Here is a 22961-nt window from a genome sequence, read left to right as displayed (position 1 = left end):
TTTAGGCATTGAGTCGCACTATGTGCGAGGAACCCGAATTCATCTCCAAGAGGTTCGAATGAACGACGAAGACCAGGACGACAAGACGAAGGAACTGCCGCTCGGCAAGGAAACGGAGGCGAATCTTTTCAAGTCGCGTTCGATCTTCATCTACGGACCGATCAATCAGGAATTGGCGCAGAAGGTCTGCTCGCAGCTTGTGGCGCTTGCTGCTGCCAGCGACGAGGACATCCGCATCTATGTCAATTCGCCCGGCGGCCACGTCGAATCCGGCGATTCCATTCATGACATGATCAAGTTCATCAAGCCGAAGGTCTGGATGATCGGCACCGGTTGGGTTGCCTCCGCCGGCGCGCTGATCTATGTCGCCACTCCGAAGGAGCGGCGCCTGTGCCTGCCGAACACACGCTTCCTGCTGCATCAGCCCTCCGGCGGCACGCGCGGCATGGCATCCGACATCGAAATCCAGGCGCGCGAGATCATCAAGATGAACGAGCGTCTGAACAGGATCATGGCAGCGGCCACCGGCCAGCCGCTTGACAAGATCGACAAGGATACGGATCGCGACTACTGGCTTTCGGCCGAAGAGGCGAAGGAATATGGCCTCGTTTCACGGATCGTGACGTCGCAGGCCGATATCTGAGTTTTCTCAGCCAAAACTGCAAGAACCCGCCCTTGCCTGCCGATCGCAGGTGAGGGCGTTCTGTTTTCGGATAGTGCTAGCGGCAAGGTCTGAACGGAAAGCAATGAATCCGGACTTGCGCCTGTGACAACCATCATGCTCCATGCGGCATTCGCGCAGCTCGAGTCCCGCCATGCTCAAAGATTTTTCCGTCCAAGCGCTGTTCATGGGGTTGCTGACCGCCTTCGTCGGTTCCGCCAGCTCCTTCGCCGTTGTGCTGCACGGGCTGCAGGCGGTCGGCGCTACGGATGTACAGGCGGCTTCCGGGCTGATGGCATTGTCGATTTCCATGGGCGTCTGCGCGATCGTGCTGAGTGCCGTGAGCCGATTGCCGGTCAGCATCGCCTGGTCGACACCGGGTGCCGCACTGCTGGCAAGTACCGGGGCGATCGAGGGCGGCTTCAATGCGGCGGTCGGGGCATTCCTGATCTGTGCTGCGCTGATTATCGTTGCGGGACTGTTCAAGCCACTCGGGCGGGCGGTTGCCGCCATTCCGGCACCACTCGCCAATGCGATGCTTGCCGGTGTGCTGATCGGCCTCTGCTTCGCGCCGGTGAAGGCGATCGGCTTCAATCCGCTGTTCGGCCTGCCAATCGTCGTCGCCTGGATCGTCGTCGGCGCCTTCAAGCGGCTTTGGGCGGTGCCGGCAGCACTCGCGGCGTTCGTGCTGGTGCTCGCCTTCGGCGTCGATATCCCTGACGATGCGCTCGGCTCGCTGGAACAATCACTGGTGCCGACGGTGGAGATCGTCCGGCCGGTGTTCAATCTTGCCGGCCTCATCTCGATCGCGCTGCCGCTCTTCATCGTCACCATGGCCTCGCAGAACATTCCGGGTATCGCGGTGCTGAAGGTCAACCACTACGATCCAAAGCCTGGTCCGCTCTTTGCCGTCACCGGCTTCTTCTCGCTGCTGTCGGCGCCGTTCGGCGGCCACGCGGTTAATCTGGCAGCCATCACCGCGGCAATGTGCGCCGGACAGGACGCCCATGCCGATCCGAAGCGGCGCTATTGGGCGTCACTGATCGCCGGCGTCGGTTATATCATTCTCGGGCTGCTCGCCGGCGCGGTGACGGCCTTCGTCGCGCTCGCACCTTCGATCCTGATCGAGGCGGTAGCGGGGCTGGCGCTGGTCGGAGCCTTCTCGTCCTCGGCAATGTCGGCCTTCCAGGCGCCGGACTCGCGCGAGGCGGCGGCAATCACCTTCCTTGTCACCGCCTCCGGCGTTTCCTTCGGCGGCATTTCCGGTGCCTTCTGGGGCCTGATCGCGGGTGGGCTGATGCTGGCGCTGTCGCGGTTGGTGAAGATTTGGAAAGACCGAACTCAGTCGAGGTAACGGAAGGTCGTTGTGCTCTCCAAATGCCGGAGCCTGGCGCTTTCAAGCAGCTCCGCGGCAATAGCTGGGCAGTTCGTCGAATGTTGGCGGCCACCAAAAGCCGGGCAAGGACTTGCCAGCTTTACCGTCCGAGGCTATAAGCGCGGGCATGAAGACCACTGGCGCCAGAATTTCTGACACGATTGCACGCGGCCGCATCGCCCTGCGTGACAATACGCGCGCCCTGACCTCGCTTCTTCTCCTCGGCCTTACGCGCGGTTGCCGGGTCCTTTGAGGAGCGCCCGGCGGCCGAAAGCCCGCCGGCCATCGCTCCTCGCGACTCACTTTCAAAATTGACCTAACGACCGACAAAGGTCCGCATTTGTTTATCGCCAAGCCCGACGTGATCGGCTAAGAGCGGGCAAATGCCGGGACGAGGAGACGATACGATGGACGCGAAGACGCAATCTTCCCAAAATAAGGTGGCCTCCACAAACAAGACGGCCCCCGCAAAAGGCATGCCCGACGCCGCGGTGAAATACCGGGCCTATCCGCAGGTGAACATTCCCGACCGCACATGGCCGACGAAGACCATTACCAAGGCACCGGTCTGGTGCTCGGTCGACCTGCGCGACGGCAACCAGGCGCTCGTCGACCCGATGGGCCACGATCGCAAGGCGCGCATGTTCCAGTTGCTGATCGAGATGGGCTTCAAGGAGATCGAGATCGGGTTCCCCTCGGCTTCGCAGACCGATTTTGACTTTGCCCGCTGGTGCGTGGAGGAGGGCAATGTGCCCGACGACGTCTCCCTGCAGGTCTTGGTACAGTGCCGCCCGGAACTCATCACCCGTACCTTCGAAGCACTGGAAGGCGCAAATCGGCCGATCGTGCACTTCTACAACTCCACTAGCGAGTTGCAGCGCCGCGTCGTTTTCGCCAAGGATGTGCAGGGGATCAAGCAGATCGCCGTCGATGCCGCCAAGATGATCACCGATATGGCCACGAAGGCCGGCGGCGGTTACCGTTTCGAATATTCACCGGAGAGCTTTACCGGCACCGAACTCGATGTGGCGCTGGAGATCTGCAATGCCGTCATCGAGGTCGTCAAGCCGACGCCCGATAACAAGCTGATCATCAACCTGCCGTCCACCGTCGAGATGGCGACGCCGAACGTCTATGCCGACCAGATCGAATGGATGTGCCGCAACCTCGACAATCGTGAGAACCTGATCGTTTCCCTGCATCCGCATAACGATCGCGGCACCGGCATCGCTGCTGCCGAATTGGCATTGCTGGCAGGTGCCGACCGCGTCGAAGGCACGCTGTTCGGCAATGGCGAGCGTACCGGCAATGTCGACATGGTGACGATGGCGCTGAACATGTTCACGCAAGGCGTCGATCCCGAGATCGACTGCTCGAATATCGAGCGCATCAAGGAAGTGTTCGAATATTCGAACCAGATGGCGATCGGCGAGCGTCATCCTTACGTCGGCGAGCTGGTCTACACGGCCTTCTCCGGCTCGCATCAGGATGCGATCAACAAGGGTATGAAGGCAGCACAGGTCGCCAATCATCCCGTGTGGGAAGTCCCGTACCTGCCGATCGATCCGCGTGATGTCGGTCGTTCCTACGAGGCGATCATCCGCATCAACTCGCAGTCCGGCAAGGGCGGCATCGCCTATATCCTGCAACAGGATTACGGGCTGAACCTGCCGCGCAACCTGCAGGTGGAATTCCGCGAGGATATCCAGCGCATCACCGACGTAGAGGGCAAAGAGCTTCCGTCCCGGCGCATCTATGACCGCTTCATCGAGCGCTACGTGACGCAGCCGGAAGGGCGCCTGCGCTTCGTCGACCATCACACCTATCCTGACACTGAGCACAAGGGCCAGCGGATCGTCGCAGCCGAGATCACCGACAATGGCGAGATCAAGCGCATCGAAGGGCGCGGCAACGGTCCGATCGACGGCTTCATCAATGCGCTGTCGCATTATCTCGGCATCGAGATGTCGGTCGAGGACTATTCCGAGCATTCGCTCCAGCATGGCTCGAACGCAGCGGCAATCTCCTACGTCGAGACTTCCTATCCCGGTGGCAAACTCTTCGGCGCCGGCATCAATACCAACATCGTCGCGGCGTCGCTGGAGGCGATCGTCTCGGCCGCCAACCGCGTGCTCGACGTGAAGGCTGGCAAGGCCTGATTTCGGAAGGTCTTAGGCCGCGATCGCACTACTGCATAATTCCTTAGATCGGAATCGATTCAAGGATAAAATTATGCAGCAATTCAAAAGTGTTACAGCGCCCTTTGCGCCTCTGAAAAGACGCGCGGCGCTGTAGCGCTGCGCGGCCTGACGATGCAGTCGGCGATTTCGTCGGCCTCGTCGCGCGCCTCGGCGTGCCGCTGACCCCAGTGGCAGAGCGCCAGCAACACCGGTTCGAGACCGAGACCGAGTTCGGTCGCGCTGTATTCGACGCGGGCGGGGACTTCGGCGAAGATCTGGCGGGCGACCAGCCCGTGCTCCTCCATCTCGCGCAGCTGCTGGATCAGCACCTTCTGGGTGATGGCGGGCATCATCCGCTTTAGCTCCGACAGACGCTTCGGGCCGGAGAAGACGTAATAGAGGATGACTGGCTTCCAGCGCCCCGAGATCACCTTCAGCGCGCGTTCGACCGGCAGTTCCGGCAGTCTTTTCATCGGCTCAGCCATGGTCACCTCCTGGTGGGTAGGGCACGAAAGAGTGTGTATTTTTACCTGATATCCTATTGCTAAACCTGCCCCACGCCAATCAGACGTGAGGTTCATCTGCCATGAAAGCCGTTCAATTCACTCGCTTCGGTGCGCCCGATGTCCTCGAGCTCGTGGAACTGCCGGTTCCCGAGCCGGGCCCGAGCGAGGTTCTCGTCCGCGTCCATGCGGCGGGTGTCAACTTCTTCGAGGTGTTGATTCGGGCCGACCGCTATGCCGCAACGCCTGACCTGCCGATGTTTCCCGGTGTCGAGGTCGCGGGTATAATCGAGCGAGCAGGGCCTGGTGCCGACCGCTCGCTGATTGGCACGCGGGTTGCCGTTCCTCTTTTTGCGATCGGGCGCGGTTCGGGCGGTTATGCCGAGTTCGTCGCGGTCGATGGCGGGGCGGTGGTGCCGCTGCCCGATGCGGTCTCCTTCGAGGCGGCTGCCGCGCTGATGGTGCAGGGGTTGACGGCGCTGCACCTCCTACGCCGCAGTCCCGTGAAAGGCAAAATCGTTCTCGTCAACGCAGCAGCCGGCGGTGTTGGTTCTCTGCTCCTGCAACTGGCGAGGCGCGACGGGGCGAGGATGGTGATCGCAGCGGCGAGCAGTGACGAGAAGCGGGCGCTTTCCCTATCTCTCGGCGCTGATCATGCGGCCGATTATACGGCGCCCGGTTGGCAGGAGGACGTCAAGAGGCTGACCGGAGGGGCCGGCGCGGATATCATCTATGAAACCGTCGGCGGCGCGGTTTCTAAGGCGGCGCTCGATGTGCTGGCGCCTTGCGGCGAGCTGGTGCTGGCGGCGATGGGGCGGTTTGGGCTTGAGGCGGCCGATGTCGAGCACATGCTTGATGACAATCAGTCAATCAAGGGATTTTCGCTATTGCCGCTGCTGACGCCTGAGGGTGTGCGGGAGGATCTTGCCGCGCTCTTCGAGCTTGCCGCAGCGGGCGCCTTGACGGTTACCGACGGCGGTCGTTTCCCACTGCATCAAGCGGCGGAAGCGCATCTCGCCATCGAGGAGCGGAGGGCGGTCGGCAAGGTGGTGCTGGTGCCTTAAGTCAAAGAAGGCGAGCACGACGCCGCGCAAAACCGCTCGTCATCATGCTCCGGCAATCAGATCGCGGTGGCGATCTCCATGGCAAGCTGGCCGAGCGTTGCTTCGGCGGAAGGGCCGGCGAGCACGTAGGAGGTGCCGGCATTGTGCCAGGTCACGAGGCCGATCTCGTCCTTGATCGTTTCCTTGAAGTCGTCGGTCTCCGGCGGCTGCGCGTCCTTGCGGAAGCAAATGGAGATGATGTCGCCATCGGCATTCGAATAGACGAGCTGCCCGACAGGGCGGCTGTCGCCGAGGATGACGCGCGCGCCCTGGAAGGTCCAGGCTTCGGCGCTCAGATCCGGCACGCGGAAGGGCACGCCGATCGCGGTCGTCAGCCAACTGGAAATTTCCTCGGCCTGCGAGGCGGGCACTTCGACGAGATGGCGGGGCTGGCGGATCAGCAGGCGCTGATAGGCGGTGACGTCGCCGAGCCAGTCGTTGGTATTGGCCGGAGCCGGATTGGTGGTGGCCGTGGTGGCAATCTCGTCGGCATCCGGGGCGGTGCCGACGAAATAGCCAATACCGCAACCGACGGCAAAGAGAATGAGGGCGGCGGCCAGCGCCTGCGGGCCGCTCGGCGCCAGTTTCACTTGCGGGCGCGTGGCGCGCTGGGCGATCGACGTTTTCGGCGGTTGCGTGCTCTTGATGGAACGGACGAGGGCGAGCGGCACCGGCTCCTTCAGGATATCGTCCAGGCGGCGGCGGCCGAAATCAGCCCCGTGGCGCAGCTTCTCATGCAGCCGGCGCGCATTCTCGTCGCTTGCCAGACGCTGCTCCAGTTCGTGCCGCTGTTCGGGCGAGACTTCGCCATCGAGAAGGGCGGTGAGCTGGGCTTCGAGCGGCAGTTTCCTAAGATCGAGCAAATTCAGAACCTGTGGATCGGGTGGGTGCCGGCAAGCCCGGCAAATTGCAGCCTTGCGGTGGCGAGTTGCGAGACGACGTTTGCCACCGGAATGCCCATGATGTCGGCCGCCTGCTGGTAGCTGTGGCCTTCGACGTCGACAAGCAGGAACATGCTGGAAACGCCATCCGGCATATCGGAAATCATGTGATGGATGGTGTCGGGATCGACCGCGGCCGAGCGTTCACGCGCGGCCTCGCGAATATCGGTGACGTTGCCGCGGACGGAAGCCTTAGGCTTGCGCTTGCGGTTGTCGTCGGTCCATTGCTGGCGGGCAAGCGTGTAGATCCAGCTTTCCAGCCGGCCTTCGCCGCTCCATTGATGACCTTTGGCGATGGCGCGCTGACAGACGGACTGAACGAGTTCATCGGCCACAGCAACCTCACCCGCGAGCGTGATCGCGAAGCGGCGGAGGCGGGGCAGGAGGCCGACGAGATCACGCCGGAGATCGATGGTCGTTGCGGGCTGACGCATTGTCTATCCAAGAAGCATTCACAATGGTTTCGCGGTCGAAGGGTTCACCCTCGGCGCGAAGCCGACATGGTTGGCGCCGGCGATACATGTGCTTTATGAAACAAGTCTCCTGCACTTCGCAAGCATCCGGTCGTCTTCATCCCTCTTTCCCAAGGGATTTTCGTATTGTGGCCCGCAAAGCTTGCGTCAATATGTCTTGTAGCCGTTCAAGCTTTGCAGCAGAGCGCGATAGGCCCAGGTGCCTTCGCCGCCGCGATCACGGATTTCGACCAGCTGGACGCGGGCGCCCTGGATATCTCCCTGTTCCACCAGCGCCATGCCCATGTAGGAGCGAGCGAGGATGTAATTCTCATCCGCCTGCAGCGCCTTGCGGTAGTAGGACATGCCGAGCTCCATGCGGCCGGCCTTGCGGTTGGCGTAGCCGAGATAGTTCAGGATGCGCGGGTCGTTCTGGTTGCGGGCGAGATTGAGCACGGTGATGGCGTTGTCATACTGGCCGGCATAGGCAAACTCGCGGGCGAACTTATAGAGATCGTCGTCGTTGAAGCTGCTCTTCTTCGGGTTGACACATTCCTTCTTGGCCTTGTCCCAGACCTTGCCGCCGGTGCAGGTCTTGGTCGTCTGGGTCTTCGGCGGCGGATTGGTGTCATCGTTGTTGTCGCCGACCGCGAAAGCGGCCGTGGCGATGCCGAAGGCAAAGCCGGCGGCGAGCGAAAGTCTGGACAGGTGACGGAAAGAAGAAGTCATCGGCGCGCTCCGTTCTCAGGCAATGCAGTTGCTCGGATTGTACGCTTACCACTAAAAATACCAAGAGGGTAAGCAACCGCCATGGCAAATGTTGCGACGGTGGCGCGATCTCCTCGCAGATCGATTTAAGTGCTGCATAAAAGGAGTCCGGACCCGGCGCTAAGGTGCGAAAATATTGGCACTTTCCGGCATCACCGCGTCGCCGGCCCTGTTGAGGCTGAAGCGCTCGCCGCTGAGCTCCCAGGCGCCGGGAGAGCCGTCGATGGAGAAGAGGTTGTAGGCGGCGGGCGGCTTGATGCTGCCCGGTCCCTGCGAGGCTGACGCGATGCCGACGACCGGCACTGGCTGCACCTGGCCGCGCAGCCAATGCAGCGTGTTAAGATGCGTATGACCGTGCAGCACGAGTTCGGCGCCGCCCGTCGAAATCACGGCAGCGAAGCGGCGGATGCCGATCATCCGTTTGTAGAAGGCCGTGGCGCCGCGGATCGGCGGGTGATGGATCATGACGACGCGGAAGAGACCGGCTTCGCCAGCCGCACGCAGTATGTTGACAGTATCGCGGGCCTGTCGCGCGCCGAAAAAGCCAGACGCGGCGAAAGGAGGGGTGGCGACCGCCGTCGAACAGCCGACAATCGCGACTTTGCCGCGGACGCGCAGATAGGGGAAGATATGGCGGTCGTCCTGCCATTGCGGCGGGGCCAGATCGCCGCGGACATAGTCGTACCAGGCGCGCATCGACTTCTCATAGGCGCCTGGCACATAGGCGTCATGATTGCCGGGAACGACTGACGTGTTCGCGGGATCGCCGAGCGCGCGCAGCCATGCGGCGGCAGCGCGAATCTCAATGCCGCTCGCCAGATTGACGAGGTCGCCGGTGACGGCCACGTGATCGGCCTGATGGGCGCGGATGTCGTCGAGCAGCAGATCCAACGTGCTGCCGAAAAGGTGCTTGCGTCGATTTCGATGCCAGTTCACAAAGCCTGTTATGCGTTTTGAAAACAGCTCCTGAATGGAAAGACTGGGCAACGGCCCAAGGTGGACGTCGGAGATATGCGCGAGCTTGAACATGTTACGAGACATAGACCAGCTTATTGACAAATCAAACACATCGGGCGCGATGAAGAGCTGAAACGGAGCGATAGTGGATAAAGAGAACAAGCCCCTCTACACGAGGCTGGCGTTGCGCCTGCTGCATGTCTATTTCAGTTTCGTCCGGAGCATGACCGTGGGCGTGCGGGCCGCCTGTTTCGATGAAGACGGGCGCATCTTTCTCGTGCGCCACAGCTATATCGGCGGCTGGCATATGCCGGGCGGCGGGCTGGAGCGAAACGAGACGGTCGAGGAAGCGCTTGTCAAGGAATTGCGCGAGGAGGGCAACCTTAGGATCATCGGCAAGCCGCAACTGATCCAGGTCTATTTCAATACCACGACGACAAGGCGCGACCATGTCGTCTTCTACCGGGCGACAGTCGAGCAGACGGCGCCGCGGCCGCCGGACTGGGAGATATCCGACAGCGGCTTCTTTTCCCTCGACAGCTTGCCCGAGGGCACGACCAAGGCGACGCATCGCCGCCTCGCCGAGCTTCGGGGCGAGCAGGAGCCCGATCACTGGTGGTAAGAAGTATCAGGCGGCATTTAGCCTGGCGCGGCCATGCGGGCTGTCGAGATCGAGCGCCGGACCGACGGGGACGATGCCGGTCGGATTGATCGTCTTGTGGCTGCGGTAATAATGCTGCTTGATGTGGTACAGGTTCACCGTCTCGGCCACGCCTGCCGTCTGGTAGAGGTCCCTGAGATAGCCGGGCAGGTTGCGGTAGTCGGCGATGCGGCGGATGTTGCACTTGAAATGGCCGACATAGACGGGGTCGAAGCGCACCAGCGTGGTGAACAGGCGCCAGTCGGCCTCGGTCAATCTGTTGCCGAAGAGGTAGCGGCCCTTGCCGAGGCGTTCGTCGAGCGTGTCGAGTGTTTCGAACAGCTTGCCGACATTTTCCTCATAGGCTTCCTGGGTGGTGGCAAAGCCCGCTTTGTAGACGCCGTTGTTGACGGTGTCGTAGACGGTGGCGTTCAGTGCATCGATGTCGGTGCGAAGGTCCTCGGGATAGAAATCAGCCGTCGAGCCGGTCAGCCCGTCGAAGGCACTGTTGAACATGCGGATGATCTCGGCGGATTCGTTGCTGACGATCGTGCCGGTCTTCTTGTCCCAGAGCACGGGAACGGTGACGCGGCCGGAATAGTGCGGATCGGCCCTGACATAGATCTGCCAAAGCGCGGACGCTCCGAAGAGGTGATCGCCGGTGGCGCCGTCGCCGACCTTAAATTCCCAGCCGTTCTCGACCATCAGCGGATCGACGACGGAGACCGAGATCAGCTCTTCGAGCTTCTTTAGCTTGCGGAAGATCAGCGTGCGATGCGCCCAGGGGCAGGCGAGCGAGACATAAAGATGGTAACGCTCGGCCTCGGCCTTGAAGCCGCCGCTGCCGGAAGGGCCGGCCTCACCGTCTGATGTCACCCAGTTGCGGAACTGCGAGGGCTGCCGCCTGAAATGGCCCTTGCTCTCCTTCGTGTCGTACCAGGCGTCATGCCAAACGCCGTCCACCAGCATTCCCATGGTCTACATTCCCTTGATTGCGTGTTGGAATGGAAGATATCGCAGATGGCAGGGCTTTACAGGCGGCAAAGATTGAACAGTGCGTCACGTCGTGCATTTTGCGTTGGACGGCGGAAATTTTTCCTGCTATCGGCCTTTTCACGATTTTCGGACCCCTACTTGATGTTCATTTCCAGAAACCCGCGACGACGCTGATGCTCCCGAACGCCCAAGGCGTGTTCGAGACCCATCAATCTGTCCATCCGGTTTCTGTCATCATGTACAAGCACGATCTCGTCTACCTCACTGAAGACGCGTCCCATGACGCCGCCATCGAACACATCAACGAAGAAGCCTTCGGTCCAGGCCGCTTCACGCGCGCTGCCGCGCGCATCCGTGAGCAGGGACCGCATGACCTGTCGCTTTCTTTCATCTGCACCGATAACGGCGAGACGATTGCCTCCGTGCGCATGACGCCGGTACTGGCCGGTACAGTGAAGGGCCATCTGCTCGGCCCGCTCGCCGTCCGTCCCTCTCACAAGAACAAGGGCATCGGCCGGGAACTGGTGCGGATCGCAGTGGAGGCGGCAAGACGCAAGGGCTCGGAAGCTGTCATCCTCGTCGGCGACCCGCCTTATTACGGACCGCTCGGCTTCGAGAAGGTCGCCTACAACGCGCTTTCTTTTCCAGGCCCGGTCGATCCCCGTCGTGTGCTCGTCGTTCCGATCGCCGAGGGCGTGCACGAGCGGCTGAAAGGCACGATCGCCTGGCGCGAATGATTTAGAGCGCCATGCGTCCTTTCGGACGCACAAAGGACGCTCTAACTCTTTCAATCCTCGCATCCTGCTACAGGCTTTTCCGGAGGAAGCTGCGCGTGCGGCCTTCCGGGAAATCCTTGAGCTCTCCGAAAATCTCATAACCCTGACGCAGATAGACGCGCAGAGCCTGAGGGCTGAACGTGTCGATCCAGGCGCCGCGGCACCCTCGCGCCCTGGCCTCTTCTTCCGCCTTTGCGAGAAGATTGCCTGATATACCGGTGCCGCGCAGTGTATCGGGAATATAGAGCATCTGGGTGAAGAGCCAGCCCCAGGCGGTAAAGCCGGAAAGACCGCCCGTCACCTTGCCGTCGGTGTCGCGGATGAGGACCACAAGTGGCCGGCGATTCGAGGGGCCGACATCGCTGTTGTTGAAGGCCGAGAGCGCATCGGTGATCACTGCCAGTTCCTCCGGCGAGGGCGAAGCGGTGAGCTCGAATTCCGGCATGAGATTACCGTCCTTCGCGCCACCACATGGCGCCGAAGGCGAGAAGCAGGATGCCGACGCCAGCGAACCCGGCAAAGAGCGGCAGCGTGTTGATGCCCTTCAAGACCGTCTCGCTGGTCATGCGGATCATCATGCGATCGTTGTCGGAGACGCGAACCTGGCCGCGCACCGGCAGGATCGGCGGGACGGAGATCGCGCCATTTGCATTGGAAACACGGGCGACGAGACCCTTGCTTCTGTCGGCGACCGGCTGCAGCACATCGGTTGTCGAGATCATTGCCTTGAATTCCGGCGCGTCGACGGCGCCGATATGGACAAGCGTCGACAGCTTGCCGTTGCGGATTTCGAAGAGGCCGATCTCGTCCATCCTCTTCTCGGCCTTGTAGAGGCCCGGTTCGGACTGGGTGAGCGGCAGGGTTTCGGTCTTGCCGGAGGGATAACGCACGGTGGCGTTGCCGGGATTGTCGCCGATCGTCTGGCGCGTGACCTCAAGGGTCCGGCCGGAGGCGCGCGCCGTCAGCGCTTCTTCCTCGAGCGCCGGCTCCTTCATCAGCCAATGGGCGATACGGCGATAGAGCGAAACGTTCGGACCGCCGCCTTCGAAGCCGCGCGCCCAGAGCCAGCCCTGATCGGAAAGCAGCATGGCGACGCGGCCCTGGCCGGCGCGGTTCAGCACCAGCAGCGGGTGGTTGTCGGCGCCGAGCATGATCGTCTCGCCCTGCGGCCGGTCGACATCGACGCTGCGGAACCATCGGCCCCAATGCGGCGGCTCCTCGCCCGAACCATCAAGGCCGCGCGTGACGGGATGTTTGCGGCCTTCCTCGGAGAGGCGGGGATAGAAGGCCTTTTCGATCATCTCTCCGGTGGGCGTTGCTGGCAGGACCGAGGAGAGTGGCGTCAGTGCAATGGAATCGGGGCCGGCGTGCTCGGGGCCGGCGGCGATCAGCAGCGCGCCGCCATTGTCGACATATTGCGCGATATAATCGTAATAGAGCAGCGGCAGCACGCCGCGGTGCTGGTAGCGATCGAAGATGATCAGGTCGAAATCCTTGATCTTGTCGACGAAGAGTTCACGCGTCGGGAAGGCGATCAGCGACAGCTCGTTGATCGGCGTGCCGTCCTGCTTTTCCGGAGGACGCAGGATGGTGAAGTGGACGAGATCGACCGACGCATCGGATTTCAGCAGGTTGCGCCAGGCGCGCTCACCGGCATGCGGCTCACCGGAGACAAGCAGGACGCGGAGATTCTGGCGGATGCCGTCGATGACGTGGACGGCACGGTTGTTGGCGGTGGTGACTTCGCCAGGAAGTGCTGCGACCGAGAATTCGAGCACATTGCTGCCGCCACCCGGCACCTTGAAGGAGAAGGGCGTATCCTGCCCTGGTGTCGCCTGCAGGGTGGCGATCTCGTCACCATTCAGCTTCACCGTGACATCGGCCGCGCCGCCCGGGCTCGGACCGTCGTCGAAGACGCGCAAGATCACCTGCTGCTCCTCGTTGACGATGCCGAAGCGCGGCCCCTTGATGACTTCGATGCGGCGATCGAATTCGTTGGCCTTGCCGGTTACGAGGCCATGGATCGGCGCGTCGAAACCGAGCGCCTGATTGGCGGCCGGAACATCATGGACCTCACCGTCGGTCAGCATGATTGCGCCGCCGATACGGGCGGGCGGGACATCGGCGATGTTGGCCGACAGCGCGTCGAACAGGCGCGTGGACGGCACGTCGGAATTGACGTCGCCTTCGACATCGACGAAGCGGGGCTCAATCTGAGGGAAGCGGGCGAGCTGTCCCTTCAAGGCCGCAAGCGCATCGTCGGTCATCTTGACGCGATCGGGCGTCTGCTGGCTCTGGCTTCGATCGACAAGAACCGGGACGATCGTCGACAACTGATCCCGGTCTTCCTGCAGGAGCACTGGATTGGCAAGGGCGGTCAGCATGGCGAGTGCTGCGAGCGTTCTGATCCAGGCGCCGCGAATGCCGCGCCAGATCGCGAAGGCGGCGATAACAGCGCTGACGACGGCAAGTGCAGCCAGAACCGACCAGGGGAGGAAGGGCGAAAAGTCGAACGTCATCTCATTGTCCTAACCGTTCGAGGAGGTCGGGAACATGGACCTGGTCGGTCTTGTAGTTGCCGGTCAGCATATACATCATGATGTTGACGCCGGAACGGTAGGCATATTCGCGCTGCGTTTCATCCGACGGCACGGTCGGCAGTATCGGTACGCCGTTGTCGTCGATCGCCCAGGCGCCGGCGAAATCATTGCCGGTGATCAGGATCGGCGAAACGCCGTCGGCCGTTGCCGCCGATTTTTCGCTCGGCCCCTGACCACCCTGCCGGGATTCGATCCAGAGGGGGCTGCCGGTATAACGACCGGGAAAGCTCGACAGGAGATAGAAGGATTTCGTCAGCACATGGTCTGATGGAACCGGTTCGAGCGGCGGAATGTCGAGATTGGCGAGGATTGCCTGCAGCCTCTCACCGTTAGCGCTGACATTGCCGCCATTGTCCAATGCGCTGATCTGATCGCGCGTATCGAAAAGCACGGTGCCGCCGTTGCGCATATAGGCATCAATACGGCTGATCGCTGCGGTCGACGGCATCGGCGCCGTTGCCGAAACCGGCCAGTAGATGATCGGATAGAAGGAGAGCTCGTCTTTGGTGAGGTCGATGCCCACGGGCGGTGCCGGCTCCAGCGTCGTGCGGAAAGTCAGGAACTGGGTGAGTCCCTCGAGACCGCGCTCGGAAATATTGTCCACGTCCTGTTCGCCGGTGACGACATAGGCGAGGTGCGTGTTATCAAGCCTCTGCAAGATGAGGTCGTCGCCGGGCTGGGAGTCGTCGGCGTGAAGCGTGCCGGGTTGCACGAGAAAGCCGGCGCCGACGGCGACCGCGATCATCGCGGCGGTGCGGACAGCCGGGCGCAATCGCGAGAACGCGCCATTCATGAAGAGGACGATCAGGCTGTCGGCCAGCAGCAGCAGAAAGGCTGCGAGAAAGAGTGCGGGTTTTGCCGACCAGCTTTCGCCGCCGATCAGGCCTTCGCGCACGGCATTGGTCCCTGCCGTGTCGAGCGGCGTCAGTTCGGCGTTCTCGGGCAGCACGTTCAGGGAAGTGAAACCGTCCTCCGAACCGTAGAGCCCGGGCGGGTTGTCGAAATTCGCCGTCGGTTCAGCTCCGGCCTGCGGAATGAGCGGCCGCGCCGAACCCGTCTCGGAGACCAGCGTGCCCTTGGCCGTCAGCATACGGAATGGCGGCAGGGTTTCGGAGACACGCGCATTGCCGCGCGCCTCCGACGTCACGCCGCCCGAGCGCGATATCTGCAGGAGGTGACGCAGCATGTCGACGAAAGTGCCTGAGATCGGCAGATCGGACCAGGTTGCTTCCGCGGTGACATGAAACAGGACGATCTGGCCGGATGCGATCTGCTTCATCGTGACGAGCGGCGTGCCGTCAGCCAGGCTAGCCCAGGTGCGCTCGGCAAGATCGGGCGTCGGTTCGGCAAGCACCTGCCGCTTGACGACGACATCGGCAGGGCGCGCTATGCCGGCAAAAGGCCCGAAACTCGGAAATTCGGCAAGCGACTGCGGCTCGCTCCAAGACAATGTGCCGCCCAGCGCCCGTTCTCCCTGGCGCAGGATGACAGGGATCAGCGGATCGTCTGCGGGAGCCGCCGCCATGCGCGGGCCGGCAAAACGCAGGAGCATGCCGCCATTCGATATCCAGCGCGTCAGAGGTTCGTAGGTCTCCTCCGGCAGCCGGCCGATATCGGCCATGATGATGATGGAGGGATTGTTGGCGAGAAGTTTTGGTATCGCGACCGAGAGATCGGAATCGGCGGGCTGGATCAGATCCGCATAGGGCTGCAGTGCCCGCTGGATATAATAGAGCGGCGAGAGCAGCGGCTGGAACTCATCCCCTCCTTCGCCCGACAGCAAGACGACACGGCGACGCTTGAACGCGTCGTCGAGAAGATGGACGGCGCCGGCCGTCGCGCCATTGTCGACGCTGACGCGCGCGAAATCGTTGCGCATCTCGAAGGGTGCTGTGATCGAACTTGTCGCAACACTCTGGCCGGGGCGGAAATCCACCCTGCCATTGGCAATCGAGCGCCCCTGGCTATCGACGGCGTTCAGCGCCACGGATGCGGCCTGCGATGTATTGAGCCGCGTGACCTTGACGGCCATGGCATCAGCCGCATTGTTGGCCGCGGTGATCGCGACCGTCCTTGCGGCATCGCCCTCAATCAGGCGCAGATCAGCGGGCTGGAGTTCGGCCAGCCTGCGCACCGTCGTGTCGTCGGCCTTGGCGGCGGCACCGTCGGTCAGGAAGGCGAGGGTGCCGGGCTTTATGCCGTTCAGGGCGGCGCGCAGCGCCTGGAAGGCGCGCTCACGGTCCGGTACCAGCGGTCGCGGCTCGGCAGCGCGCAGCTTGTCGCGAGCGGCAGCGGCGGTGCCGGGCACGGCGTCGTTGGTCGGATCGGCGGTGAAAGCGATAGACACGGGTGTGCCGGCGGATTCGGCATCGTCTATCAACGCGTCGGCGGTCTGGATGCGGCGCTCCCAGTCGGGTGCCGCCGCCCAGCTGTTATCGACGAAGAGGACGAGCGGGCCACCTGATGCGAGCGAACTGGTGCGCGGATTGAAAACCGGATCGGCGATCGCAAGGATGATGGTGGCGGCGAGCAGCATGCGCAGCAGCGTCAGCCACCAAGGGCTTTGCGCCGGCGTCTCCTCGCGCTTCAACACCAAGGCGAGGATCTTCAGCGGCGGGAAGACCTCGGTCTTCGGACGTGGCGGTGTCAGCCGCAGCAGCCACCAGATGACCGGCAAGGCAACGAGCGCGCCGAGAATGGCGGGATAGGCGAAAGCGAAGGGAAGGGCGTTCATAGCTGCCCTCCATGTGTTGCTTTGGCCGGCATGCCGGACAGATACATGTGCACCGCGACCAGCGCTTCCGAAGCAAGATGATCGGTGCGGTGGGTCGCGAAGGTCCAGCCGAGATGGCGCAGCGACTGTCCGAGGCTGTCCCTGCGGGCGAGGTAGGCGTTGCGATAGGCCTCGCGGATGTGTTCGGCGCGGCCGGAAACGAGCCTGGCGCCGCTCTCCGGATCGGTGAATTCGGTGCGGCCGCTATAGGGGAATATCTCTTCGGCGGGATCTGATATCTCGACCACGTGGCCACGCAGGCCGCGGCGGGCGAGCGGGCCGAGCCGTTCCATGATTGCCGGCGCATCGTCGAGGAAATCGCCGATGAGGACGAGGTCGCTCCAGCCGCGGATCATCGCCGTTTCCGGCAGGCCGCCGGTCAGCGGCGTGTGCATGAGCGCGGCTGCGAGGCGTTCGGCGGCGTTGCGGGCGGAGGCGGGTTCCATGATGCCGGGGCAGCCGATGCGCTCGCCGGAGCGGGCGAGGATTTCGGCAAGCGCCAGCATGATGACCAGCGCGCGGCTTTCCTTGGACACGTTGCCATAGCTCGACTTGTACATCATCGAGGGCGACATGTCGCACCAGAGCCAGATCGTGTGCGCCGCCTCCCATTCGCGCTCGCGCACATAGGTGTGGTCGTCCCGGGCGGAGCGGCGCCAATCGATGCGCGACAGGCTCTCGCCCTCGGCATAGGGACGGAACTGCCAGAAATTCTCGCCGATGCCGCGCTTGCGGCGACCATGCCAGCCGGCGATCACTGTGTTGGCGATGCGCTTGGCTTCCACCAGGCAGTCCGGCACCAGGGCGGCCCGCTGCCTGGCGCGAGAAAGGGCATCGCTGCCGGGTGTCGGATTGACGATCTGTCCGATAGATGCCACGCGTCCGGCTTCCTTATCCCTTTGCCTGCTTGACCAGTCCGGCGATGACGTCACGCACCGACATGCCTTCGGCGCGGGCGGCGAAGGTCAGCGCCATGCGGTGCTGGAGAATGGGTTCGGCGAGCGCGAAGATATCGTCCAGAGACGGTGCGAGACGGCCTTCGTAGAGCGCGCGGGCGCGTGCGCAGAGCATCATTGCCTGGCCGGCGCGCGGGCCTGGACCCCAGGCGACGTTCTTGTCGGTCGAGGCATTGCCCTGTCCGGGGCGGGCGGAACGCACCAGCGCCAGGATGGCATCGACGACCGTGTCGCTCACCGGCATCTGGCGCACCAGGGTCTGGATCTCGATCAGCCGCTGCGCATCGATGACGGCTTCCGGCCGGGTTTCGCCCAAGCCCGTCGTCTCGAGCAGGATCTGGCGCTCGGCGGCGAGTTCGGGGTAGTTGACGTCGACCTGCAGCAGGAAGCGGTCGAGCTGGGCTTCGGGCAGAGGATAGGTACCTTCCTGCTCGAGCGGGTTCTGGGTGGCGAGCACATGGAAGGGCGCCGGCAGGTCATAGCGCTGGCCGGCGATTGTGATGTGATATTCCTGCATGGATTGCAGAAGGGCGGACTGGGTACGCGGCGAGGCGCGGTTGATCTCGTCGGCCATCAGAAGCTGGGCGAAGACCGGGCCCTTGACGAAACGGAAGGAGCGGCGTCCACTGTCGTCCTGGTCCATTACCTCGGAGCCGAGAATATCCGAGGGCATCAGATCCGGCGTGAACTGGATGCGGTTGGCGGCAAGGCCGAGCACCTCGCCGAGCGTGGTCACCAGTCTGGTCTTGGCAAGACCGGGAACGCCAACGAGCAGGGCATGACCGCCTGACAGCACAGCGAGAATGGTGTTCTCGACGACGCTTTCCTGACCGAAGATCACTTTCGAGACTTCCCCGCGGATGGCGGCAATATCGGAGAGCGCCTTTTCGGCGGCGGCGACGATCGCCTTTTCATCGAGGCTGGCTTCGGTCTTCATCATACCCATGCGTATCTCCAACGGCTGAAATCATTCGGCAGCGAATCGGCGGACTTATACATGTGCCTCATACCCGATAGAGTTATGGAGATGTGACGGGCTGACAAGTTCGTTGCGAATGACTATCTCGTGACTTTACTTCGTTAGGGACAAACCGGGACGGAAGAATGGCAGCCGAGGAAATCAGCGGACAGGCGGATGCGGCGGGACTTGCCGCACTGATTTCGCGTGCGTCTGAGGAAAGTGGCGAGAAAAAACGAGGGTTGCCGCCGGTCGAACGGTGGAATCCGCCTTTCTGCGGCGATATCGACATGGAAATCCGGGCTGACGGCACCTGGTTCTACATGGGCACGCCGATCGGCCGGCCGGCGCTGGTGCGGTTGTTTTCGACGGTTTTGAGGAAAGACGACGACCAGAAGACCTATCTCGTAACTCCTGTGGAAAAGGTTGGGATAAGGGTCGTCGACGCGCCTTTCATCGCCGTGGAGATGAGCGTGACGGAGAGCGAAGGCCAACAGGTGTTGACCTTCCGCACCAATGTCGGCGATGTCGTGGAGGCGGGAGGGGAGCATCGGCTGCGCTTTGCCATTGCTGACGGCAACGCCGAATTGAAACCCTATCTGCATGTGCGCGGGCGGCTGGAGGCGCTGGTGTCGCGTGCAGTGATGTATGAACTGGTCGCGCTCGGCGAGACTTTCGACGTGGAGGGGCGGGCGATGTTTGCGATCTGCTCCGCCGGCGAGGTCTTCCCGGTCATGCCGGCCGACGAACTGGATGCGCTTTGCCGATGAATGATGCGATCACCCACCGCTACCCGCTGTTTTCCGCAACCGAATTCCGCCGCCGCGCGCTCAATCAGAATGGCGGGCCGGTCGACCATGCCTGGCGCGATCACGGGGACCATATCCTCAACCCCGACATCGTCGCCGAGGTCGAGACCTTCAAACTGCGCGACGCCGCCGTGCTCGTGCCCGTCGTCGACGACGGCGAAGAGGCGCATGTGATCTTCACCAAGCGCACGGCGACGCTGCGCAAACATTCCGGGCAGATCGCCTTTCCCGGCGGCTCGATCGATCCCACCGATATCTCCCCTGAAATGGCGGCGATCCGCGAGACGGAGGAGGAGATCGGACTGGCCGGTTCCTTCGTCGAAACCGTCGGGCGGCTGCCGAATTACCTTGCCTCGACGGGCTTTCGCATCACGCCGGTGCTCGGCGTCGTCACGCCGGGCTTTGCGCTGACGCTGAACCCGACCGAGGTGGACGACGTGTTCGAGGTGCCGCTTTCCTTCCTGATGGATCCTGCCAATCACACCCGCGACAGGCGTGTCATCGACGGCATCGACCGGCATTTCTACCGCGTGCCCTATGAAACCAGAATGATCTGGGGCATCACCGCCGGCATCGTCCGCACGCTTTACGAAAGGCTTTATGCATGACCGGCCTTGCCGACCAAGCATGGTTCCGCGACCCGGCGCTCGGCCGGATCTTAGCACTTCTCAGCGCCGATGGCGGGGAAGGGCGTGTGGTTGGCGGGGCGGTGCGCAACAGCCTGATGGGCCTGCCGGTCAATGATGTCGACATAGCCACGACACTCAGACCGGAGGCGGTGATGGAGCGGGCGGCGGGCGCCGGCATCAAGGCAGTCCCAACCGGCCTGGAGCACGGCACGGTGACGCTCGTGATCGACGGCAAGCCCTTCGAGGTGACGACCCTTCGCACCGACGTCGAGACCGACGGACGCCACGCCAAGGTTGCCTTCAGCACAGACTGGAGGGCGGATGCCGAACGGCGGGATCTGACGATCAACGCGCTTTATGCCGATGCCGAGGGCGAGGTGGTGGATCTCGTTGGCGGACTTGCCGACATCGAGACGCGCAACATCCGCTTCATCGGCGATGCCGCAAGGCGTATTGCCGAGGATCATTTGCGCATCCTGCGCTTCTTCCGCTTCTTTGCCTATTACGGTTCCGGACGGCCGGATGCCGAGGGGCTGAAGGCGTGTTCCGCGGCGCGTTCGAAACTGACGACGCTTTCAGCAGAACGCGTCTGGTCGGAACTGCGAAAGCTGCTTGGCGCCGGCGATCCCGGCCGGGCGCTGCTCTGGATGCGGCAGGTGGCGGTGCTGACGGAAATCCTCCCGGAATCGGAACGATGGGGGATCGATGCGATCCCTTCGCTGATCACCACCGAAAAGGCGCTCGGCTGGACGCCCGATCCGTTGCTGCGCCTTGCGGCGATCGTGCCGCCCGATGCGGCGCGCATGGAGGCGCTCGCAGCCCGGCTCAAGCTCTCGAATGCGGAAGCGGCCTATCTCAAGGCCTGGGCAATGGCAGCGCCTGTTAATGACGACATGTCGTCGGCGGCCTTTGAACGGCTGCTTTACCGCAACGGTGCCGATGGCATCACGACACGGCTGAAGCTGGCGCTTGCGGTTGCGCGCGGCAAGGCTGAAAGCGATTTCGACGAAATGGCGCGGTCGGCGCGGCTTATCAAGTTGCTGGACAAGGCAATGCACTGGAAGAAACCGCAGTTTCCGCTGAACGGCGGCGACGTGATTTCGGCAGGAATCGCGTCCGGTCCGCGCGTCGGCGAGCTGCTTGCCGGCCTGGAAAACCAGTGGGTGGAGGAAAACTTCGTTTCCGACCGGGCGGCGCTGCTCGCCCGGCTGCAGGAACGCGTGCAATAATCAGGCGGCGGTCGCTTCGTCACGGATGCGAGCCTTGATATTATCCACCATGTTCTCGCGGATCGTGGTTTCGCCGTGAGCATCTTTCAGGTGCTCGACGGCACGGCGAACCACCTCGGCGTCGCTATCCGCCCGTGTATGCCAGGCGCAGCCCGGAACGAGAGTGCCGCATTCGAAAAGTCGCATGGTCTTCTCCAATGAAAGAACGCAAGGGGCAGAACACCAGCATTTGGCGGCTTTTCCTTGGGTTCGGTTAAGTTTTGACCGGCATTCGTACCGATCGGCAAAGTCTCTCTTTCCGCCGGACAGATCGCTTTGCTGTCCTTCGGTTCTTGAACCAGTCTCCAATGCGTGACCTGATGCCTGGGGCTTCGGTCACAGAGTGGCGTTCGGCTCCCGGTTTCCCATTCTCCTAGAGGAGCGCAGCCCAGTCCTGCCGAGCTCGCTAAACGACCATCAGGACAACCGGGATATCGTCGACGCGCCTTCCATGGTGGCGGTGCCGCGCGGCTCGTAGGCGCGCTGGTCACGCAGGATCTGGAAGGCGATCGTCAGAAGCTTGCGCGCGATGGCAACCCGCGCCTTGTTTATTCCTTTGATCTTCAGATGCTCGTATTGGGCGCGCAGCTGTGGATCGCTGGCGATGGCAGGTGTTACCGCCTCGACGAAGGCCCAGCGCAGCCACTTGTTGCCCTGCTTGATGATCTTGCCGTGGAAGGTCTTGCCGCCGGAGGAATAGGTCGAGGGCACAAGCCCGGCATAGGCGGCAAGCTTCTTCGGTTGGCGGAACCGCGATATGTCGTCGATCTCCGCATCGATCAGCCGGGCGAAGAACTCGCCGATGCCGGGGATCGTCTTCAACAGCTTGACGTTGGCATTGGCCTTGGTCATCGCCCGGATCGTTGCTTCCGACTGTTTGATCCGCATGTCGATGTCGCCGATGAAGGCGAGACCACGATCAATCTGGATGCGGTCGATCTCAGAGACGTTCACTTGAGCCAGCTGGACGCGGCCGGCCTTGCCAAACAGGTCGCCAAGCTTCTTCAATTGCGCCGTCTGCTCCGGATAGCGGTCGAACACCGTGACGATGCGGTTCTTGGTCATCGTGCGCAGCCGCACGTAAAACATCCGTTCGCGTAGCGCGACGCGAAGGTCCCGCGATCTCTCGCTTGGCGCCCAGGCTTCGGGTACCAGATCGGCTCTGAGCAGATGTGCCAGCACCGTCGCGTCGATCTTGTCGGTCTTGATCTTGGCGTCGGCGATCGCCTTAACCTTCAGCGGATGGGCGAGAACGACATCATCACAAATGTCGTCGAGCCAGTCGTAGATCACCATCCAGTTGCGCGTCGCCTCGACAACCGCATGCGAGTTCTCCCGATAGCGTTCGAGAAACCCGCCGAGCGACTGTCGGTCGTTCTTCACCCGGCCGGATCTCAGCGTCTTGCCGCTGCTGTCCTGAACCACCAGGTGGCTGTAGGATTTGTGGTAGTCGACCCCGATATGGTATTCATAAGAGGCAGTCATGCTTCCAACTCCCTTATTGAGATCTTCGAAACCCCAATAAGATAAGCCGAAAGGCTGGAAGTGTGACTGTCCCTCGATCATCATCTGCATCTCAGTGATCCGTTCTCTCAACGGCCGCGGCCTCTTTCATG

At 62.5% G+C, this 22961-nt stretch carries 22 protein-coding genes; 9 read left to right on the top strand and 13 right to left on the bottom strand.

Annotation, left to right across the window (positions count from 1 at the left end; all coding sequences use genetic code 11):
• Window positions 1–58 precede the first annotated feature (58 nt).
• From AB8B31_RS15485 to leuA, 3 genes are all read left to right on the top strand, one after another.
• Entirely contained in the window at window positions 59–643 is a 585-nt protein-coding gene (locus tag AB8B31_RS15485; RefSeq protein WP_003561390.1) for an ATP-dependent Clp protease proteolytic subunit, read from the top strand.
• A gap of 142 nt (window positions 644–785) precedes the next feature.
• Window positions 786–2015: a benzoate/H(+) symporter BenE family transporter gene (locus AB8B31_RS15480; protein ID WP_018446702.1), complete on the top strand. Its 1230-nt coding sequence runs from the start codon at window positions 786–788 to the stop codon at window positions 2013–2015.
• Between the two features lie 428 nt (window positions 2016–2443).
• Window positions 2444–4195 (top strand): 2-isopropylmalate synthase, encoded by a 1752-nt coding sequence (leuA, locus tag AB8B31_RS15475; RefSeq protein ID WP_018446700.1) that lies wholly within the window; start codon window positions 2444–2446, stop codon window positions 4193–4195.
• Window positions 4196–4287: 92 nt separating this feature from the next.
• On the opposite strand, the gene AB8B31_RS15470 is transcribed toward leuA, so the two are convergent.
• Complete coding sequence (locus AB8B31_RS15470) at window positions 4288–4797, bottom strand: winged helix-turn-helix transcriptional regulator (RefSeq protein ID WP_028732927.1); 510 nt, start codon at window positions 4795–4797, stop codon at window positions 4288–4290.
• 5 nt (window positions 4798–4802) lie between these two features.
• Here AB8B31_RS15470 and AB8B31_RS15465 point away from each other — a divergent pair, with 5 nt between their 5' ends.
• Complete coding sequence (locus AB8B31_RS15465; protein ID WP_018446698.1) at window positions 4803–5783, top strand: quinone oxidoreductase family protein; 981 nt, start codon at window positions 4803–4805, stop codon at window positions 5781–5783.
• Window positions 5784–5839: 56 nt separating this feature from the next.
• On the opposite strand, the gene AB8B31_RS15460 is transcribed toward AB8B31_RS15465, so the two are convergent.
• The 4 genes from AB8B31_RS15460 to AB8B31_RS15445 form a co-directional block, all read right to left on the bottom strand.
• On the bottom strand, window positions 5840–6685 hold the full coding sequence (locus AB8B31_RS15460; protein WP_018243070.1) for an anti-sigma factor family protein: 846 nt from the start codon (window positions 6683–6685) through the stop codon (window positions 5840–5842).
• 2 nt (window positions 6686–6687) lie between these two features.
• A complete protein-coding gene (locus AB8B31_RS15455; protein ID WP_018243069.1) occupies window positions 6688–7197 on the bottom strand; it encodes an RNA polymerase sigma factor in 510 nt (169 codons plus the stop codon).
• Window positions 7198–7383: 186 nt separating this feature from the next.
• Window positions 7384–7944, bottom strand: a complete 561-nt coding sequence (locus tag AB8B31_RS15450) for a tetratricopeptide repeat protein (RefSeq protein WP_003561379.1) — start codon at window positions 7942–7944, stop codon at window positions 7384–7386.
• Window positions 7945–8103: 159 nt separating this feature from the next.
• On the bottom strand, window positions 8104–9012 hold the full coding sequence (locus AB8B31_RS15445; RefSeq protein ID WP_018446697.1) for a metallophosphoesterase family protein: 909 nt from the start codon (window positions 9010–9012) through the stop codon (window positions 8104–8106).
• A 73-nt stretch (window positions 9013–9085) separates the two neighbouring features.
• On the opposite strand from AB8B31_RS15445, the gene AB8B31_RS15440 reads away from it, so the two are divergent.
• Window positions 9086–9562: an NUDIX domain-containing protein gene (locus AB8B31_RS15440; protein ID WP_018446696.1), complete on the top strand. Its 477-nt coding sequence runs from the start codon at window positions 9086–9088 to the stop codon at window positions 9560–9562.
• 6 nt (window positions 9563–9568) lie between these two features.
• On the opposite strand, the gene AB8B31_RS15435 is transcribed toward AB8B31_RS15440, so the two are convergent.
• Complete coding sequence (locus tag AB8B31_RS15435) at window positions 9569–10555, bottom strand: glutathione S-transferase family protein (protein WP_047618605.1); 987 nt, start codon at window positions 10553–10555, stop codon at window positions 9569–9571.
• A gap of 194 nt (window positions 10556–10749) precedes the next feature.
• On the opposite strand from AB8B31_RS15435, the gene AB8B31_RS15430 reads away from it, so the two are divergent.
• The gene (locus AB8B31_RS15430; protein ID WP_080763986.1) at window positions 10750–11313 is read left to right on the top strand and encodes a GNAT family N-acetyltransferase; all 564 of its coding nucleotides are present in this window, start codon (window positions 10750–10752) and stop codon (window positions 11311–11313) included.
• Between the two features lie 67 nt (window positions 11314–11380).
• On the opposite strand, the gene AB8B31_RS15425 is transcribed toward AB8B31_RS15430, so the two are convergent.
• Genes AB8B31_RS15425 through AB8B31_RS15405 form a run of 5 tightly spaced genes read right to left on the bottom strand, consistent with a single transcriptional unit; the run spans window position 11381 to window position 18627 of the window.
• Window positions 11381–11797 carry a GNAT family N-acetyltransferase gene (locus tag AB8B31_RS15425; protein ID WP_047618602.1) on the bottom strand — a complete coding sequence of 139 codons (417 nt, stop codon included), beginning with the start codon at window positions 11795–11797 and terminating at the stop codon, window positions 11381–11383.
• Window positions 11798–11801: 4 nt separating this feature from the next.
• The gene (locus AB8B31_RS15420) at window positions 11802–13871 is read right to left on the bottom strand and encodes a hypothetical protein (protein WP_113542360.1); all 2070 of its coding nucleotides are present in this window, start codon (window positions 13869–13871) and stop codon (window positions 11802–11804) included.
• Between the two features lies 1 nt (window position 13872).
• A complete protein-coding gene (locus tag AB8B31_RS15415; RefSeq protein ID WP_130652841.1) occupies window positions 13873–16686 on the bottom strand; it encodes a DUF4159 domain-containing protein in 2814 nt (937 codons plus the stop codon).
• Window positions 16683–17603: a DUF58 domain-containing protein gene (locus AB8B31_RS15410; RefSeq protein ID WP_018243060.1), complete on the bottom strand. Its 921-nt coding sequence runs from the start codon at window positions 17601–17603 to the stop codon at window positions 16683–16685. Before AB8B31_RS15410 ends, AB8B31_RS15415 begins: the two co-directional genes overlap by 4 nt.
• Before the next feature lie 13 nt (window positions 17604–17616).
• The gene (locus tag AB8B31_RS15405; protein WP_003541786.1) at window positions 17617–18627 is read right to left on the bottom strand and encodes an AAA family ATPase; all 1011 of its coding nucleotides are present in this window, start codon (window positions 18625–18627) and stop codon (window positions 17617–17619) included.
• Between the two features lie 158 nt (window positions 18628–18785).
• On the opposite strand from AB8B31_RS15405, the gene AB8B31_RS15400 reads away from it, so the two are divergent.
• Genes AB8B31_RS15400 through AB8B31_RS15390 form a run of 3 tightly spaced genes read left to right on the top strand, consistent with a single transcriptional unit; the run spans window position 18786 to window position 21306 of the window.
• Window positions 18786–19409, top strand: a complete 624-nt coding sequence (locus tag AB8B31_RS15400; RefSeq protein WP_018243059.1) for a DUF1285 domain-containing protein — start codon at window positions 18786–18788, stop codon at window positions 19407–19409.
• Window positions 19406–20056, top strand: a complete 651-nt coding sequence (locus AB8B31_RS15395) for a CoA pyrophosphatase (protein ID WP_018243058.1) — start codon at window positions 19406–19408, stop codon at window positions 20054–20056. Before AB8B31_RS15400 ends, AB8B31_RS15395 begins: the two co-directional genes overlap by 4 nt.
• Window positions 20053–21306, top strand: coding sequence for a CCA tRNA nucleotidyltransferase (locus AB8B31_RS15390; protein ID WP_018446690.1), 1254 nt, complete (start codon window positions 20053–20055; stop codon window positions 21304–21306). Before AB8B31_RS15395 ends, AB8B31_RS15390 begins: the two co-directional genes overlap by 4 nt.
• Here the strand turns inward: AB8B31_RS15390 and AB8B31_RS15385 are convergent, their stop codons facing one another.
• Together AB8B31_RS15385 and AB8B31_RS15380 are read right to left on the bottom strand one after the other, a co-directional pair.
• Entirely contained in the window at window positions 21307–21492 is a 186-nt protein-coding gene (locus tag AB8B31_RS15385) for a DUF1059 domain-containing protein (protein WP_003561358.1), read from the bottom strand.
• A 270-nt stretch (window positions 21493–21762) separates the two neighbouring features.
• On the bottom strand, window positions 21763–22830 hold the full coding sequence (locus AB8B31_RS15380; protein ID WP_026188612.1) for an IS110 family transposase: 1068 nt from the start codon (window positions 22828–22830) through the stop codon (window positions 21763–21765).
• Window positions 22831–22961: the final 131 nt, after the last annotated feature.

Origin of the sequence: Rhizobium sp. 62_C5_N11_2 (assembly GCF_051811185.1) — a bacterium.
GTDB classification, from domain to species: domain Bacteria; phylum Pseudomonadota; class Alphaproteobacteria; order Rhizobiales; family Rhizobiaceae; genus Rhizobium; species Rhizobium leguminosarum.
This window is presented reverse-complemented; position numbering and strand designations above follow the sequence as displayed.

Bases quoted from the DNA above. Each gene is read 5' to 3' on its own strand.
- AB8B31_RS15485 (WP_003561390.1), top strand. From the start codon at position 59: ATGAACGACGAAGACCAGGACGACAAGACGAAGGAACTGCCGCTCGGC.
- AB8B31_RS15480 (WP_018446702.1), top strand. From the start codon at position 786: ATGCGGCATTCGCGCAGCTCGAGTCCCGCCATGCTCAAAGATTTTTCC.
- leuA (WP_018446700.1), top strand. From the start codon at position 2,444: ATGGACGCGAAGACGCAATCTTCCCAAAATAAGGTGGCCTCCACAAAC.
- AB8B31_RS15470 (WP_028732927.1), bottom strand. From the start codon at position 4,797: ATGAACCTCACGTCTGATTGGCGTGGGGCAGGTTTAGCAATAGGATAT.
- AB8B31_RS15465 (WP_018446698.1), top strand. From the start codon at position 4,803: ATGAAAGCCGTTCAATTCACTCGCTTCGGTGCGCCCGATGTCCTCGAG.
- AB8B31_RS15455 (WP_018243069.1), bottom strand. From the start codon at position 7,197: ATGCGTCAGCCCGCAACGACCATCGATCTCCGGCGTGATCTCGTCGGC.
- AB8B31_RS15450 (WP_003561379.1), bottom strand. From the start codon at position 7,944: ATGACTTCTTCTTTCCGTCACCTGTCCAGACTTTCGCTCGCCGCCGGC.
- AB8B31_RS15445 (WP_018446697.1), bottom strand. From the start codon at position 9,012: ATGTTCAAGCTCGCGCATATCTCCGACGTCCACCTTGGGCCGTTGCCC.
- AB8B31_RS15435 (WP_047618605.1), bottom strand. From the start codon at position 10,555: ATGGGAATGCTGGTGGACGGCGTTTGGCATGACGCCTGGTACGACACG.
- AB8B31_RS15430 (WP_080763986.1), top strand. From the start codon at position 10,750: ATGCTCCCGAACGCCCAAGGCGTGTTCGAGACCCATCAATCTGTCCAT.
- AB8B31_RS15425 (WP_047618602.1), bottom strand. From the start codon at position 11,797: ATGCCGGAATTCGAGCTCACCGCTTCGCCCTCGCCGGAGGAACTGGCA.
- AB8B31_RS15420 (WP_113542360.1), bottom strand. From the start codon at position 13,871: ATGACGTTCGACTTTTCGCCCTTCCTCCCCTGGTCGGTTCTGGCTGCA.
- AB8B31_RS15415 (WP_130652841.1), bottom strand. From the start codon at position 16,686: ATGAACGCCCTTCCCTTCGCTTTCGCCTATCCCGCCATTCTCGGCGCG.
- AB8B31_RS15405 (WP_003541786.1), bottom strand. From the start codon at position 18,627: ATGGGTATGATGAAGACCGAAGCCAGCCTCGATGAAAAGGCGATCGTC.
- AB8B31_RS15400 (WP_018243059.1), top strand. From the start codon at position 18,786: ATGGCAGCCGAGGAAATCAGCGGACAGGCGGATGCGGCGGGACTTGCC.
- AB8B31_RS15395 (WP_018243058.1), top strand. From the start codon at position 19,406: ATGAATGATGCGATCACCCACCGCTACCCGCTGTTTTCCGCAACCGAA.
- AB8B31_RS15390 (WP_018446690.1), top strand. From the start codon at position 20,053: ATGACCGGCCTTGCCGACCAAGCATGGTTCCGCGACCCGGCGCTCGGC.
- AB8B31_RS15385 (WP_003561358.1), bottom strand. From the start codon at position 21,492: ATGCGACTTTTCGAATGCGGCACTCTCGTTCCGGGCTGCGCCTGGCAT.
- AB8B31_RS15380 (WP_026188612.1), bottom strand. From the start codon at position 22,830: ATGACTGCCTCTTATGAATACCATATCGGGGTCGACTACCACAAATCC.